This window comes from Bradyrhizobium sp. BLXBL-01, assembly GCF_051853025.1.
GTDB lineage: Bacteria > Pseudomonadota > Alphaproteobacteria > Rhizobiales > Xanthobacteraceae > Bradyrhizobium.
This window is the reverse complement of the sequence record NZ_CP182471.1, coordinates 4,803,389-4,817,686: the sequence shown is the minus strand read 5'-3', so window position 1 is coordinate 4,817,686 and position 14,298 is coordinate 4,803,389. Positions and strand designations below refer to the sequence as shown.

The window sequence follows — 14,298 nt, the reverse complement described above, 5'->3', positions numbered from 1 at the left end:
TGAGCTGCCGGCGAAGCAGCATGCGCGGGAGGAATCGAATGTCAGCGGAAAGACACAAGACCGATGCAGCCGGCGCATCTACGGTTGATATTTCCGCCCTCCGTGCCCGTTATCGCGACGAGCGCGACCGCCGTCTGCGCGCCGAGGGCAAGGCGCAATATGTCGAGGCGACAGGCGAGTTCGGCCGTTATCTCGACGATCCCTGGGCCGATCCCGGCTTTGCGCGCGCAGCGATCAGTGAAGCGACCGAAGTGCTCATCGTCGGCGGTGGGTTCGGCGGCCTGCTGTGTGGCGCGCGATTGCGCGAGGCCGGCATCGCGGATTTTCGTATCGTGGAAAAGGCCGCCGACTTCGGCGGCACCTGGTACTGGAATCGTTATCCCGGCGCCGCCTGCGATACCGAGAGCTATATCTATCTGCCGCTGCTGGAAGAGACCGGCTACATGCCGGTGCGCAAATATGCCCGGGCGCCGGAGATCTACGAGCATTCGCGCCGCATCGGCCGTCATTTCGGGCTGTACGAGCGCGCGCTGTTTCAGACCGTGATCTCGCGGATGTCCTGGCAGGAGCAGGAAGCGCGTTGGCTGGTCGAGACCGATCGCGGCGACCGGATCGCCGCGCGCTTCGTCATCCTCGCCGGCGGACCGCTCAGCCGTCCGAAGCTGCCGGGCATTCCCGGCATCGAAACGTTCAGAGGTCACAGCTTTCATACCAGTCGCTGGGATTACGGCTACACCGGCGGCAATGCGGACGGTGGCCTGACCGGCCTTGCCGACAAGCGCGTCGGCATCATCGGCACCGGCGCCACCGCCGTGCAATGCGTGCCGCATCTCGGCCGTTCGGCCAAGGAGCTCTATGTATTCCAGCGCACGCCGTCCGCGATCGGCATTCGCGACGATCGTCCGACGGAGCCGGACTGGGCGCAGAGCCTCAAGCCAGGCTGGCAGCGCGAGCGCATGGACAATTTCACGGCCGTGATTTCAGGCGAGCCGTTCGAGCAGGATCTGGTGCAGGACGGCTGGACTGGCCTGCTCGGCGAGATCCTGCTGGCGCCGCGCCGGCAACCCCAGCCGGTGACCTCGCTGGAGGAGGCGCTGAAGGTGATCGAGCAGGCCGACTACCGCAAGATGGAGGAGATCCGCGCGCGCGTCGACACGGTGGTCAAGCATGGGGCGACCGCGGCAGCGCTCAAGCCCTGGTACAAGGCGTTCTGCAAGCGCCCCTGCTTCCACGACGAATATCTCGATACGTTCAACCGTCCCAACGTGCATCTGGTCGATACCGGGGGGAAGGGCGTCGAACGCATCACCGAGAACGCCGTCGTCGCCAATGGCAAGGCCTACGAGCTCGACTGCCTGATCTATGCCAGCGGCTTCGAGGTCGGCACCGATTACGCGCGCCGCATGGGCTTCGAGGTCTACGGCCGCGACGGCATGAGCCTGTCCGAGCGCTGGCAGGACGGCGTCAAGACGCTGCACGGCTTCTACAGCCGCGGCTTTCCGAACTGCTTCCTGATCGTCACCGTTCAGGCGGGACAGAGCGCCAACTTTCCGCACATCATCGACGAGCAGTCGCAGCACATCGCCTATGTCGTCAAGGAGGCGCGCGAGCGCAAGGCACGCGCCCTGGAGCCGACGCATGCCGCCGAGAACGCCTGGGTCGAGGAGGTCGTGAAGGCCGCGCTCGGCCGCCAGACCTATCTCGCCGAATGTACGCCGGGCTACTACAACAACGAAGGCGTGTTCGATCCGATCGCGGCGAGAAACAGCCAATATTGGCGCGGGCCGGTGGCATTCCTGCGGCTGCTCGAGAAATGGCGCAAGGAGGGCAATCTGGAAGGTCTGGAATTGAGCTATGGGACCGCCGCGCCGGCCCAGGCTTGAGCGGCATGATCCCGGCCCCCACAGGTGCCACGCGACTCTACGTCATCGTCGGCGATCCCATCGCGCAGGTGCGCTCGCCGGCGGGCGTATCGGCCGCCTTTGCCGCGCGCGGGCACGACGGTCTGCTCGTGCCTGTCCAGGTGACGCCAGGGGATCTGCCTGACTTTCTCTCGGTGGCCGGGCGGCTGAAGAACCTCGACGGCATCGTCGTGACCATCCCGCACAAATTTGCCTGCTACCAGGCCTGTGCGAGCGCGACGGCACGCGCGCATTTCCTGCGGACCGTGAATCTGATGCGGCGGCGTCCCGACGGGGGTTGGCACGGCGACATGGTGGACGGCCTCGGCTTCGTCGGTGCGGCGCGGGCGACGGGCATCGATCCAAAGGGCATGCGGGCGCTGCTTGTCGGTGCGGGCGGGGCGGGCTCGGCGATCGCACTCGAACTGCTCGAGGCCGGCGTTCGCGAGCTTGCGATCCATGACAGTCTGCCCGAGCGGCGCGACGTACTGGTCGGCCAGCTCAACAGACTAGGCAAGGCACCGGTCCGGGTCGGCTCGGAGGATCCGGCCGGCTTCGACTTCGTCGCCAATGCCACGCCCGCCGGTATGAAGGATGGCGACCCGCTGCCGGTCGATGTGGCGCGGCTCGTACCGTCGACCTATTGCGGCTGCGTCATCACCAAGCCCGAAGTATCGCCCTTTATCGCAGCGGCCCGCAGGATCGGCTGCGTCACCGGGACCGGCACCGATATGTACCAGCAGCACCAGAGCATCATGGTGGATTTTTTGCTGGGCGCGGAGGGGACGTAAGGCGCCGGTGTCAAGGGCTTTGCTTGTATTGATTGTAGCATCCGGGACTTGAGCGAGTGCAACTGACGTAGGATCATGCGATCTCGCGCGAGCCGGTCGCGCCATCCGGAGAGGTCGTAATGATGAAGGGCAGGACAGTCGCAACCGCGGTGATTGGCGCGACCGCGCTGCTTCTCTCGCTGCCTGTGGCCGAGGCCGCGCAATGCGGCAGCTCGCCGGCCGGCTTCGAGGCCTGGAAGCGCGAGTTCAGCGCGGAGGCGCAGGGCAAGGGCATCGGTCCCACCGCGCTGTCGGCGCTGATGCAGACGAACTATGCCAGCGCCACCATCGCGGCTGACCGCGGCCAGCGCAGCTTCTCGCTGACGCTCGACCAGTTCCTGGCCAAGCGGGGTGCCACCACCATCGTCGCCAAGGGCCGGCAGCTCAAGCAGTCACAGGCCGCCTTGTTCGCCTCGATCCAGCAGCGCTATGGCGTGCCGCCCGGGCCGCTGATCGCGATCTGGGGCATGGAGACCGGCTTCGGCAGCCAGCGCGGCAACCAGAACATGCTGTCGTCGATCGCGACCCTCGCATATGATTGCCGCCGTCCCGAATTCTTCACCGACCAGCTCTATGCCGCCCTGAAGCTGATCGACCGTGGTACGCTGTCGGGATCGACCCGCGGCTCCATGCATGGCGAGGTCGGCCAGACCCAGTTCATGCCCAAGAACATTCTGGCCTACGGCACGGGCAATCTCGAAGTTGCGGCCAATGCGCTGAACTCGACGGCGAATTTCCTCAAAGGCCATGGTTGGCGCGCGGGAGCCGGATACCAGCCGGGCGAGCCCAATTTCGCCGCGATCGAGGCCTGGAATGCTGCGGGCGTCTATCAGAAGGCGATCGCGCTGATGGGCCGGCAGATCGACGAGGGCGGGGGTGCTGCGGCCTCGCGCTGAGCTCTGGCTCAGCGACGTGTGATGCGACGGTGCGAGAAAGTTGTTGCCTTCTGGAACCGACGGCACGAGGTTTGCTTTGATCAAGTTCAGGGCTGGGCATGAGGAGACTCAACATGGCTACCCAGATCGTGATGGACCAGACTGGCGATACGCGCCACGAGTTTGATCCTGGCAATGCCGAAGCGCTGGCGCGAGCCGAACGGCGCTTTCGGGAGCTCACCGGAGCCGGCTTCACCGCCGCGCTTCGAACCGGACCCGGCGAAGTGACCCGGATCCGATCATTCGATCCGACCGCGCAGGAAACGCTGTTCTATCCCCGCCTGGTCGGCGGTTGATCTGAGCTGCTCATGATCGCGGCAGTTTGGCTCCGCGCGCCAGCGCGTGCGCGTCTGCATGCGCTGCGTGAACTCTATCGCCGCTTCTTCGGCGAGAATACGCCGGATGCCCGCGGCCGCCGGCTTCTGGCCGAATGGCTGTCGCCGGCGCAGCGCGCGCAATTCGAGCAATACCGGTATTTCGACGTCGTCGGTTGCGACACCGGCAGGATCTATCGCATTCACTACGGCACAGCCGCGAACGTCCACGAGGTCGACAGTGACGGGCGTGCGACGATGGGGTGGTGCTTCGTCCCGTCAGGCTTCCTGGTGCCGGGCGACGTGATGCTGGCGCAGAAGATCGCGCTCGAGACGGACGAGAAGGGGGCGCTTGCGCTCGCCAACCGGTTTCCGCCGGCGACGCATTCCGAGCACTTCTACCGGCGGCCTTTCTAGCGTCGGGAAGGGGGCAACTTTCAGGAATGCGTGGTGCGGTAGGCGTCGAGCGCATGCGCCGCGAAGACGCCGATGCTGCACAGTGCGAGCAGGGCCGAGATCAGCTCGATCATCGCTCGTCCTCCCGTAGCGGCTGGGCAACGAGGTTCTGGCAGCACGAATATTCGTAGATCAGGTCGAGGATGAACTGCATGGTGGCCGTCCCTGTATTTATTTTGACAACCACTTAAGCCGCGATCTGTTTCAGGCGTGTTTCGTCGCATCGGGAAAGGGGTTTCACGAGGAACCTTGCGCTGGTTTGTGCGCTGCGGGCCCGCTATATCCCTCATGGCTCAGGCGATTTTGAGCCGTCTCTTCGGGAGCGGCACATCATATTGCGAGGCAAAATCATGGCGCAGGTCGAGTGGTTCGACGATCTCACCATCGGAATGCGGTTCAAATCCCCCGAAGTCGTGGTTACCGAGGCCGACATCAAGCGCTTCGCTGCCGAGTTCGATCCGCAGCCGATGCATCTCGACCACGAGGCGGCGAAGCAGACCCTGTTCAAGGGGCTTGCCGCCTCGGGATGGCACACCGCCGCGATCGCCATGAACCTTGCGATCCAGACCCGTCCGTTCGGCCCGCATCCGCTGATCGGCGCCGGTGTGGACGGGCTGCGCTGGACCATGCCGGTGCGGCCCAACGACCGCCTGCATTTGGTCGGCGAGGTCATGAGCCTGACGCCGTCGAAATCGAAGCCGCAGGGGATCGCGCTGGTGAAATGGACCATGTTCAACCAGAACGGCGAGGAGGTTTACACCTTCACTCCGATCGCGATCGTGCCGCGGTCGGGATAGGACGGCCGCCGGCCATTCGCCTCGCCCTCTTGCGAGCCGCCGGCGGAGGTGGTCATCTCGGCGCGGGGAACGCGCTGGAGGCCGACATGAAACGATCTCTTCTCGCCGCCGGAATTCTCGCTTGCGCCTTGAGCGCAACCGTGTTGGGCCCAAGCGCTGCGCTTGCGCAACAATCCAAGGTCGGCGACTGGACCATCGAGAAGCGCACGCAGGACACCCACTGCAATGCCAGCCGCGGCTACAAGGACAAGGATGACGAGAATCGCGACTACGTCATCGTGATCACCTATTCCGAGCAGGCGATCGTGATCGTGATGATCTACGACGGTTGGGAATGGGACAAGGTCGGCGAGATCCTCCGGGCCGATGTCGCCACTGACGATGCCGACATCATGAAGAAGGCCAAGTGGGAGGTCATGGACAAGACCACGGTGCGCGGCATCTTCGCATACGATCAGTCGATCATGGATCGCCTCGCGAAGGCCAAGCGCCTCACGCTGGATTTCGAGGACGACGACGATGACAGCATCGAGATGCAGATCCCGCGAGCCGGCGAGGCGCTGGCGGCGCTGAAATTCTGCGAGGAGAACCGGAAATAATCGATCGACCTTGTTGGTCCCGCCGGGGGCGTGCCGCGGCGGGACACTGTTCACTCGGCAGGCCCGTGGACCGGCGCCGCGCCGATGTCGCTGCCGTGATGGATCAGCGGCTTCATGCCCGTGACGGTTCGGAGCAGCACATAGAACACCGGCGTCAGGAACAGGCCGAACACGGTGACGCCGATCATCCCGGAGAACACGGCAACGCCCATCGCGCGCCGCATCTCCGAACCGGCACCAGTCGAGAGCACCAGCGGCAGCACGCCCATGATGAACGCCATCGAGGTCATCAGGATCGGACGCAGCCGCAAGCGACTGGCTTCGATCGCGGCCCGGATCGGCGTGCGCCCGGCGAATTCGAGTTCGCGCGCGAATTCGACGATCAGGATCGCGTTCTTGGCGGAGAGGCCGACCAGCACGATGAGGCCGATCTGGGTGAAGACGTTGTTGTCGCCCTTTGAGATCCAGACGCCGAACATCGCGGCGAGCAAGCCCATCGGCACGATCATGATGATCGACAGCGGCAGGGTCAGGCTCTCATAGAGCGCGGCCAGCACCAGGAACACCAGCAGGATCGCCAGCGGAAACACCCAGATGCCCGAATTGCCGGCGATGAACTCCTGATAGGTCAGGTCGGTCCATTCGAAGGCAAAGCCCGGCGGCAGCACTTCCGCGGCGATCCGCGTCGCCGCCTCCTGTGCCTGTCCCGACGAGAAGCCGGGCGCGGCCGCCGCGTTGATGTCGGACGACAGGAAGCCGTTGTAGCGGATCGCGCGCTCCGGTCCCGCGCTCTGGCGGATCTTGAGCAGCGCCGACAATGGCACCATGTCGCCGGACGACGAGCGCACCTTCAATTGCCGGATGTCGTCGGCGCGGGCGCGGAACGGCGCGTCGGCCTGCACGCGGACGGAATAGGTGCGGCCGAACTTGTTGAAGTCGTTGACGTAGTAGGAGCCGAGGTAGATCTGCAGCGTGTTGAACACCTCCGTCACGGGCACGCCGAGCTGAAGCGCCTTGGTGCGGTCGATGTCGGCGAACAGCTGGGGCACGTTGACCTGGAAGCTTGAGAACACGCCGGCGATCTCCGGCGCCTTCTGCATCGCAGCCATGAAGGCGTTGGTCGCCTCGTTCAGGGCGTCATAGCCGAGACCGGCGCGGTCCTCGATCTGCAGCTTGAAGCCGCCGATGGTGCCGAGGCCGTTGACGGGCGGCGGCGGGAACATGGCGATGAAGGCTTCCTGGATCCCGGCATATTTCTTGTTCAGCTCGGCCGCAATCGCATTCCCGCTCAGGGCCGCATCCTTGCGCTCGTCGAACGGCTTCAGCGTCGAGAACACGATGCCGGCGTTGGAGGAGTTGGTGAAGCCGGAGATCGACAGGCCCGGGAAGGCTACCGAGCTCTCGACACCGGGCTGGGTCAGCGCGATGTCGCTCATCTTGCGGATCACCTCCTCGCTGCGGTCGAGCGTGGCGCCATCGGGCAGGCGGGCGAAGCCGACGAGGTACTGCTTGTCCTGGCCCGGCACGAAGCCGCTCGGCACCTGCTGGAACAGAAACGCCGTCAGCCCGACCAGCACCACATAGAGGCCCATCACCGCGGCCTTGCCCGAGATCACCTTGCCGACGGTGCCGCTGTAATTGTCCGAGGAACGCGTGAAGGCCTTGTTGAAGCCGCGGAAGAACCAGCCGAGGCTCTTTTCCATGATCAGCGTCAGCCGGTCCTTCGGTTCGTTGTGGCCCTTGAGCAGCAGCGCCGACAATGCCGGTGACAGCGTCAGCGAGTTGATGGCGGAGATCACGGTCGAGATCGCGATCGTCAGCGCGAACTGCTTGTAGAATTGCCCGGTGAGACCGGAGATGAAGGCGAGCGGCACGAACACCGCGATCAGCACCAGCGCGATCGCGATGATCGGGCCTGAGACCTCGCGCATCGCTTGATAGGTGGCATCCCGCGGTGACAGCCCCGCTTCGATGTTGCGCTCGACATTCTCGACCACGACGATGGCGTCGTCGACGACGATGCCGATGGCGAGCACGAGCCCGAACAGGCTGAGCGCGTTGATGGAGAAGCCGAACACGTGCATCACCGCGAACGTGCCCACGATCGACACCGGCACGGCCAGCAGCGGAATGATCGAGGCCCGCCAGGTCTGCAGGAACAGGATCACCACCAGCACCACCAGCGCGATCGCCTCCAAGAGCGTGTGGATCACGGCCTCGATCGAGGACCGCACGAACTGGGTGGGGTCGTAGACGATCTGGTAGGACACGCCCTCCGGCATGTTCTTCTTGATCTCCGCCATGGTGGCGCGGACATTGTCGGAGATCTGCAGCGCGTTGGAGCCGGGCGCCTGGAAGATCGGGATCGCCACCGCCTGCTTGTTGTCGAGCAGCGAGCGCAGTCCGTATTCGGAAGCGCCAAGCTCGATGCGCGCGACGTCGCGCAACCGCACGACCTCGCCGCGCGTACCGGTCTTGACCACGATGTCGCCGAACTGCTCCTCGTTGGCAAGCCGGCCTTCCGCATTGACCGAGAGCTGGAGATCGATGCCCTTGACGTTCGGGGAGGAGCCGACCACGCCGGCGGCGGCCTCGACGTTCTGCGCCTGGATCGCCCGCACGATGTCGCTCGCGGTCAGCCCATGCTCGGCGGCCTTCTGCGGATCGACCCAGACCCGCATCGAATAGTCGCCTGCGCCATAGAGCTGGACGTCGCCGACGCCGTCGATCCGCGCTAGCCGGTCCTTGACGTTGAGCACCGCGTAATTGCGCAAGTACGTCATGTCGTAGCGGCCGTTCGGCGACAACAGATGCACGACCATGGTGAGGTCGGGCGACGACTTCTTGGTGATGATGCCGAGCTGGCGCACCACGTTGGGCAGGCGCGGCTCGGCCTGCTGCACCCGGTTCTGCACCAGCTGCGTCGCTTTGTCGGGATCGGTGCCGAGCCGGAACGTCACCGTCAGCGTCATCGCGCCGTCGGTGGTCGCCTGGCTCGACATGTAGAGCATGTTTTCGACGCCGTTGATCTGCTCCTCGATCGGGGTCGCCACCGTCTCCGCGATCACCTTGGGGTTGGCGCCGGGATAGGTCGCGCGCACCACGACGGAGGGCGGCACCACGTCCGGATATTCCGAGATCGGCATCGCGAACAGCGAGATCAGCCCGGCGAGGAAGATCAGGACCGACAGCACGCCGGCGAAAATCGGACGGTCGATGAAGAACTTTGAGAGATTCATGGCCTTGCCCCCTCCGTCATTCCGGGGCGCGCGCGAACCCGGAATCCAGAAGTGAAGTAATCGGAGTTTCGTAACTGCGAGATCCCGGGTTCGGGCTTCGCCCGCCCCGGGATGAACTAACTAGCGCTGCACCACGTCCTGGTTGCTGTGGTTTGACGCCTGCTGGGGCCCCCGCGCGCCCATCGCTGCCACCTCCGTCTTGAGGAGGGCGCCCGGACGCACGCGTTGCAAACCGTTGACGACGATGCGGTCGCCGGACTTCAGGCCCGAGGTGACGATGCGAAGTCCATCGACGGCACCGCCGAGGGTGACCGGCCGGTAGACGGCGCGGCTGTCGTCGCCGACCGCCATCACGAACTTCTTGTCCTGGTCGGTGCCGATGGCGCGCTCGTCGATCATCACCAGTGCCTGTTGCTTGGGCTGGCCCATGCGCACGCGCGCGAACTGGCCGGGAATGAGGCGTCCGTCGTCGTTGCGGAATAGGGCGCGGACACGGATGGTGCCGCTCTGGCCGTTGACCTGGTTATCGATGAGCTGGATGTGGCCCTTTGCGGACAAGCCGCCCGACGTCGTCATCTCGACCGGGATCTGGTCGAGCTTGCCGCGGCTGCCGGTGCTATCTGCGATCGAGTTCAGTGCGCGCAGCACCAGCTCTTCGTCCGCATCGAACGAGGCGTAGATCGGATTGACCGAGACCAGCGAGGTCAGCACCGGCGAGGCGGTGCCGGCGGCGACGAGATTGCCGACGGTGACCTCGATCTTGCCGACGCGGCCATCCACGGGGGCGCGCACTTCGGTGTAATCGAGATTGAGCTTTGCGGTCTGCAGCGTCGCCTCGGCCGCCTTGACGTTGGCGATCGCTTCGCGATTGGCGTTGTCGCGCTGGTCGTAGTCGCGCCGGGTGACCACGGCGTTGCCGACGAGCTGCGCGCCGCGCTCGAGCTCGCTCTGGGTGAAGACGACGCGCGCTTTGGTGGCCTCGAGCTGGGCGGCCGCCTTGTCGACCTCGGCCGCATAGGGGGCTGGATCAATCTTGAACAGCACGTCACCGGCCTTCACCAGCGCGCCTTCGGTGAAGTTCGCCGACAGGATCGCGCCCGCGACGCGCGGGCGGAGCTCGACGCGGTTGATCGCCTCGAGCCGGCCGGAGAAATCGTCCCACAGCACGGTCTGCCGCGGCTCGATCATCGCCACCGTGACGGAAACAGCCTGTTCAGCTGCGGCCGCCGGTGCGGTGGCTTGCGCCGCATGAAAATAGCGGCCGGTCACGACCGAGCCGGCGGCGGCGAGGGCGCCCACGATGGCGACGCCACCCAGAAGGCGGCGGAAACGGCCGGTGCGGGAGGTATTTTGGGAGGGGGGCATTTGCGCGCTCCAGATATGTAGTGTTCACTACAGATGTGGAGCTGGATACCGCAGTGCAAGATACTTATGTACCATTCACTAAGAAAATTGTACGCCGATACCGCGACGATTGGAAGACACAAGAAAAAGAAAGCTAGAACAAATAGATAGGATCCTGCGTTAGGCTGAGGACAAACGCCGATCCGAGGAGACAGGCACATGGGCATGGGACGCCCCCGGGAATTCGACGCCGAAATGGCGTTGGACCAGGCGATGGAAGTGTTTTGGCGCCATGGCTATGAGGGCGCGACCATTGCCCAGCTCACCGAGGCCATGGGCATCAATCCGCCCAGTCTCTACGCCTGCTTCGGCAACAAGGAAGGGCTGCTGAAGGCCGCGCTCGACCGCTACACCAGGCTGCGCAACATCTGGATGGACGAGGTGGTGGCAGCCCCCAACGCCCGAGCCGTGGCCGAGCGCATGTTGATGGGCATCGCCGACAGGCAGACCGATCCCGCCAATCCGCCCGGCTGCCTGCTGGTGCAAGGCGGCATTGCCTGCGGCACAGGCTCCGAGAACGTCCCGTTCGAGCTCGCCGCGCGCCGCGCCCAGAACGAAGACCAGCTCCGCGACCGTTTCGTCCGCGCCAGGGCCGAGGGCGATCTCAAGGAGAGCGCCGATCCGGCTGCGCTCGCGCGCTATGTCTCGGCGGTGTCGGTCGGCATGGGCGTGATGGCGTCCTCGGGCGCGGATCGTGAAGCGCTGCGGCAGGTCGCGAGCGTGGCCGTGCAGGCGGTCGAGGCGCAGTCGGTCGATCGAACTTAGACCAGGGTGCGATCTGGACTGGTTTCAGCGAGGTACGGCTGTTGCCGCTTAGCCTCATTCCCGAGGAGGCTCGCGCAGAAGGAACCATGCCTTCCGATCGGTTAACGGCCTTTGGTGTGAGCCACACGCGATGGCGATCATGCAATCGTGCCGCTGTTTTGCCCGACGCATCAAGCGCCCCCACTAGGCTCGACTCACGAGGCGAAATTCTTCAACGATTTCTACTTTGCATGGGGTTGTTTTCGCATTTTTGTTTTGAGTGACGGCCATCATCGCCGAAACGGATCGACACGAAAGCTCCTAAGAGTTTCTACACACAGTTGTGTCAGCTTCCCGCGCGTCAATATCCGCAACCTGCATCGTCGCCTCTCATTGCGCGCACGAAAAGATGGGACCCGCGGGAATCGAGGGGGCGTAAGCCATGACTGCACTTGCTTCGGACGCCGGTCGCGCCAGGAGCGGGATCGTGCCGATCCTGTTGTGTGTCGTGCCGTTCAGCCAGATTCCGCTCGATGCCTATACGCCCGGCCTGCCGCAGATGGTGGTGGATCTCGCCGCCGATCCCGCCTCGATGCAGAACACCGTTACCGCTTACATGCTCGGTATGTCTCTGGCGCTGGTGCCGGTCGGTATTGCCTCGGACACAATCGGCCGCCGCAACGTGCTGCTCGCGGGCCTGTCGGTGCTGATTGCGATGAGCATCGCCTGTGCGCTCGCCACCAGCGCCTCGCTGCTGCTGGGCTTGCGCTTCCTGCAAGGCATCGGCGGCTGCACTTGTCTCGTTGTCGCCTATGCGGTCGCCGCTGATTGTTTCCGCGGCCGCGAGCTCACCGCGATCTCCGGCCTGCTTGGCGCAGCCTGGGGGCTTGCGCCGGTGCTGGCGCCGGCGGCCGGTGGCTTCATCGTCGAGCTGACCTCGTGGCGCGGTGTCTTCGTCGTCATTGCCCTCGCCGCGGCGATCGTTGCCACGATCGTCGTATTCCTTCTGCCTGAAACATTGCCGGCCGAGCGGCGTGCGCCGTTCGATCCGCGCCGCACCGCCGGCATCTTGCGCGATGCGCTGGTGCGGCCGGGCTTCCTCGCTTTCGTGCTGGTCTTTGCTGCCGCAGCCAGCGCGCAGCTGGCGTTCGGCGTGGTAGCGCCGTTCTTCTACCAGACTGGTCTTGGCTATTCGGCGGCAATCTACGGCCTCGTCGCACTCGGCCTTGGCGGGGTCAATCTCGCCGGCGAACTCGGCTGCGCGCATTTCGCGCGCTTCATGCCGGCGCGCATGCTGGGCTTCGGCGCCTTCGCGCTGTTCCTCGCCGGCGCCGCGGTTCTGACTGTAACAGGCATGACCCTCGGTCTCGATTTCACGTCGATCACGATCGGCGGCGCGCTGGTGCTCGGCGGCTGCGGCGTGCTGTGCCCGATGATGTACGGCATGGCGCTCGGCCTGTTCGAGCGCGACCACGGCTTGATCGGCGGCCTGATCAGCGCGCTCTGCTATCTCGCCGTCAGCGGCGCCATGGCGATCACGGCGGTGTTGCCCGAAGCGACGCAGGCGCCGATCGGATGGCTCTATCTCGGCCTCTGCGCCGTCGCCGGTACGCTGCTAGCGATCTCGCTGCCGTCGGCGCGGCAGGCCACACAGCCTTAAGGAAGGAACTCGATCATGACCACTGTCGGTATTCGCGGCACGTTCTTCGACTTCGTCGACGATCCCTGGAAGCATGTCGGCAACGAGCAGGCCTCCGCACGCTTTCACCAGGACGGCCTCATGGTCGTCGCGGACGGCGTGATCAAGGCCTTCGGCCCCTATGACAAGATCGCCGCCGCGCATCCCGGCGTTGAGGTCACTCATATCAAGGACCGCGTCATCGTCCCCGGCTTCATCGACGGCCACATCCATCTGCCGCAGACCCGGGTGCTGGGCGCCTATGGCGAGCAGCTGCTGCCGTGGCTGCAGAAGTGGGTCTATCCGGAAGAGCTCAAATACCGGGATCGCAACTACGCGCGCGAGGGCGTAAAGCGTTTCCTCGATGCGCTGCTCGCCTCCGGCACCACCACCTGCCAGGCCTTCACGAGCTCCTCGCCGGTCTCGACCGAAGAGCTGTTCGAGGAAGCGAGCCGGCGCAACATGCGCGTCATCGCGGGCCTCACCGGCATCGATCGCAACGCGCCGGCCGATTTCATCGATACCCCCGAGAATTTCTACCGCGACAGCAAGCGGCTGATCGCGCAGTATCACAACAAGGGCCGCAACCTCTACGCCATCACGCCGCGCTTCGCCTTCGGCGCCTCGCCGGAGTTGCTCAAGGCGTGCCAGCGCCTCAAGCACGAGCATCCGGATTGCTGGGTTAACACCCACATCTCCGAAAACCCGGCCGAATGCAGCGGCGTGCTGGTCGAGCATCCCGATTGCCAGGACTATCTCGGCGTCTACGAGAAGTTCGACCTGGTCGGGCCGAAATTCTCCGGCGGCCACGGCGTCTATCTCTCCAATAACGAGTTCCGCCGCATGTCGAAGAAGGGCGCGGCGGTGGTGTTCTGCCCGTGCTCGAACCTGTTCCTCGGCAGCGGCTTGTTCCGTCTCGGACGCGCCACCGATCCCGAGCATCGCGTCAAGATGTCGTTCGGCACCGACGTCGGCGGCGGCAACCGCTTCTCGATGATCTCCGTGCTAGATGACGCCTACAAGGTCGGCATGTGCAACAACACCCTGCTTGACGGCAGCATCGATCCCGCACGCAAGGACCTCGCGGAAGCCGAGCGCAACAAGCTCTCGCCCTATCGCGGCTTCTGGTCGATCACGCTCGGCGGCGCCGAAGGCCTCTACATCGACGACAAGCTCGGCAATTTCGAGCCCGGCAAGGAGGCCGATTTCGTCGCGCTCGATCCGAACGGTGGGCAGGTCGCGCAAGCGTGGCATCAATCGCTGATCGCCGACGGCGCCGGCCCGCGCTCGATGGATGAGGCCGCGAGCATGCTGTTCGCCGTCATGATGGTCGGCGACGATCGCTGCGTCGACGAGACCTGGGTGATGGGCAAGCGTCTCTACAAGAAGAGCTGAGACGGC

The 14,298-nt window shown here is 64.9% G+C and carries 12 protein-coding genes; 10 read left to right on the top strand and 2 right to left on the bottom strand.

Features of this window, described 5'->3' with window-relative positions:
- The first annotated feature begins 38 nt into the window (after positions 1 to 38).
- The 7 genes from ACNJYA_RS22570 to ACNJYA_RS22540 all read left to right on the top strand — a co-directional run bounded on the left by ACNJYA_RS22570 (position 39) and on the right by ACNJYA_RS22540 (position 5,832).
- A complete protein-coding gene (locus ACNJYA_RS22570; RefSeq protein ID WP_439363341.1) occupies positions 39 to 1,883 on the top strand; it encodes a flavin-containing monooxygenase in 1,845 nt (614 codons plus the stop codon).
- A 5-nt stretch (positions 1,884 to 1,888) separates the two neighbouring features.
- A complete protein-coding gene (locus ACNJYA_RS22565) occupies positions 1,889 to 2,692 on the top strand; it encodes a shikimate dehydrogenase family protein (protein ID WP_212257405.1) in 804 nt (267 codons plus the stop codon).
- Between the two features lie 119 nt (positions 2,693 to 2,811).
- Positions 2,812 to 3,627 (top strand): lytic murein transglycosylase, encoded by an 816-nt coding sequence (locus ACNJYA_RS22560; protein ID WP_172786282.1) that lies wholly within the window; start codon positions 2,812 to 2,814, stop codon positions 3,625 to 3,627.
- A 113-nt stretch (positions 3,628 to 3,740) separates the two neighbouring features.
- On the top strand, positions 3,741 to 3,962 hold the full coding sequence (locus ACNJYA_RS22555; RefSeq protein ID WP_007592399.1) for a hypothetical protein: 222 nt from the start codon (positions 3,741 to 3,743) through the stop codon (positions 3,960 to 3,962).
- Between the two features lie 12 nt (positions 3,963 to 3,974).
- Positions 3,975 to 4,397 (top strand): hypothetical protein, encoded by a 423-nt coding sequence (locus tag ACNJYA_RS22550; RefSeq protein WP_172786283.1) that lies wholly within the window; start codon positions 3,975 to 3,977, stop codon positions 4,395 to 4,397.
- Between the two features lie 389 nt (positions 4,398 to 4,786).
- Positions 4,787 to 5,233, top strand: coding sequence for a MaoC family dehydratase (locus ACNJYA_RS22545; RefSeq protein ID WP_172786284.1), 447 nt, complete (start codon positions 4,787 to 4,789; stop codon positions 5,231 to 5,233).
- Between the two features lie 86 nt (positions 5,234 to 5,319).
- The gene (locus ACNJYA_RS22540) at positions 5,320 to 5,832 is read left to right on the top strand and encodes a hypothetical protein (protein WP_439363339.1); all 513 of its coding nucleotides are present in this window, start codon (positions 5,320 to 5,322) and stop codon (positions 5,830 to 5,832) included.
- Positions 5,833 to 5,882: 50 nt separating this feature from the next.
- On the opposite strand, the gene ACNJYA_RS22535 is transcribed toward ACNJYA_RS22540, so the two are convergent.
- Together ACNJYA_RS22535 and ACNJYA_RS22530 are read right to left on the bottom strand one after the other, a co-directional pair.
- Entirely contained in the window at positions 5,883 to 9,071 is a 3,189-nt protein-coding gene (locus ACNJYA_RS22535; RefSeq protein WP_212257409.1) for an efflux RND transporter permease subunit, read from the bottom strand.
- Positions 9,072 to 9,191: 120 nt separating this feature from the next.
- Positions 9,192 to 10,436, bottom strand: coding sequence for an efflux RND transporter periplasmic adaptor subunit (locus ACNJYA_RS22530; protein WP_212257410.1), 1,245 nt, complete (start codon positions 10,434 to 10,436; stop codon positions 9,192 to 9,194).
- A gap of 198 nt (positions 10,437 to 10,634) precedes the next feature.
- On the opposite strand from ACNJYA_RS22530, the gene ACNJYA_RS22525 reads away from it, so the two are divergent.
- From ACNJYA_RS22525 to guaD, 3 genes are all read left to right on the top strand, one after another.
- The gene (locus ACNJYA_RS22525; RefSeq protein WP_439363338.1) at positions 10,635 to 11,240 is read left to right on the top strand and encodes a TetR/AcrR family transcriptional regulator; all 606 of its coding nucleotides are present in this window, start codon (positions 10,635 to 10,637) and stop codon (positions 11,238 to 11,240) included.
- 421 nt (positions 11,241 to 11,661) lie between these two features.
- A complete protein-coding gene (locus ACNJYA_RS22520) occupies positions 11,662 to 12,879 on the top strand; it encodes a multidrug effflux MFS transporter (RefSeq protein ID WP_439363337.1) in 1,218 nt (405 codons plus the stop codon).
- Positions 12,880 to 12,894: 15 nt separating this feature from the next.
- Entirely contained in the window at positions 12,895 to 14,292 is a 1,398-nt protein-coding gene (gene guaD / locus ACNJYA_RS22515) for a guanine deaminase (protein WP_439363336.1), read from the top strand.
- Positions 14,293 to 14,298: the final 6 nt, after the last annotated feature.

Coding starts and splice junctions, on each gene's coding strand:
- ACNJYA_RS22530 (WP_212257410.1), bottom strand. CDS start 10,436: ATGCCCCCCTCCCAAAATACCTCCCGCACCGGCCGTTTCCGCCGCCTT.
- ACNJYA_RS22570 (WP_439363341.1), top strand. CDS start 39: ATGTCAGCGGAAAGACACAAGACCGATGCAGCCGGCGCATCTACGGTT.
- ACNJYA_RS22545 (WP_172786284.1), top strand. CDS start 4,787: ATGGCGCAGGTCGAGTGGTTCGACGATCTCACCATCGGAATGCGGTTC.
- ACNJYA_RS22550 (WP_172786283.1), top strand. CDS start 3,975: ATGATCGCGGCAGTTTGGCTCCGCGCGCCAGCGCGTGCGCGTCTGCAT.
- ACNJYA_RS22535 (WP_212257409.1), bottom strand. CDS start 9,071: ATGAATCTCTCAAAGTTCTTCATCGACCGTCCGATTTTCGCCGGCGTG.
- ACNJYA_RS22525 (WP_439363338.1), top strand. CDS start 10,635: ATGGGCATGGGACGCCCCCGGGAATTCGACGCCGAAATGGCGTTGGAC.
- ACNJYA_RS22560 (WP_172786282.1), top strand. CDS start 2,812: ATGATGAAGGGCAGGACAGTCGCAACCGCGGTGATTGGCGCGACCGCG.
- ACNJYA_RS22555 (WP_007592399.1), top strand. CDS start 3,741: ATGGCTACCCAGATCGTGATGGACCAGACTGGCGATACGCGCCACGAG.
- ACNJYA_RS22520 (WP_439363337.1), top strand. CDS start 11,662: ATGACTGCACTTGCTTCGGACGCCGGTCGCGCCAGGAGCGGGATCGTG.
- guaD (WP_439363336.1), top strand. CDS start 12,895: ATGACCACTGTCGGTATTCGCGGCACGTTCTTCGACTTCGTCGACGAT.
- ACNJYA_RS22565 (WP_212257405.1), top strand. CDS start 1,889: ATGATCCCGGCCCCCACAGGTGCCACGCGACTCTACGTCATCGTCGGC.
- ACNJYA_RS22540 (WP_439363339.1), top strand. CDS start 5,320: ATGAAACGATCTCTTCTCGCCGCCGGAATTCTCGCTTGCGCCTTGAGC.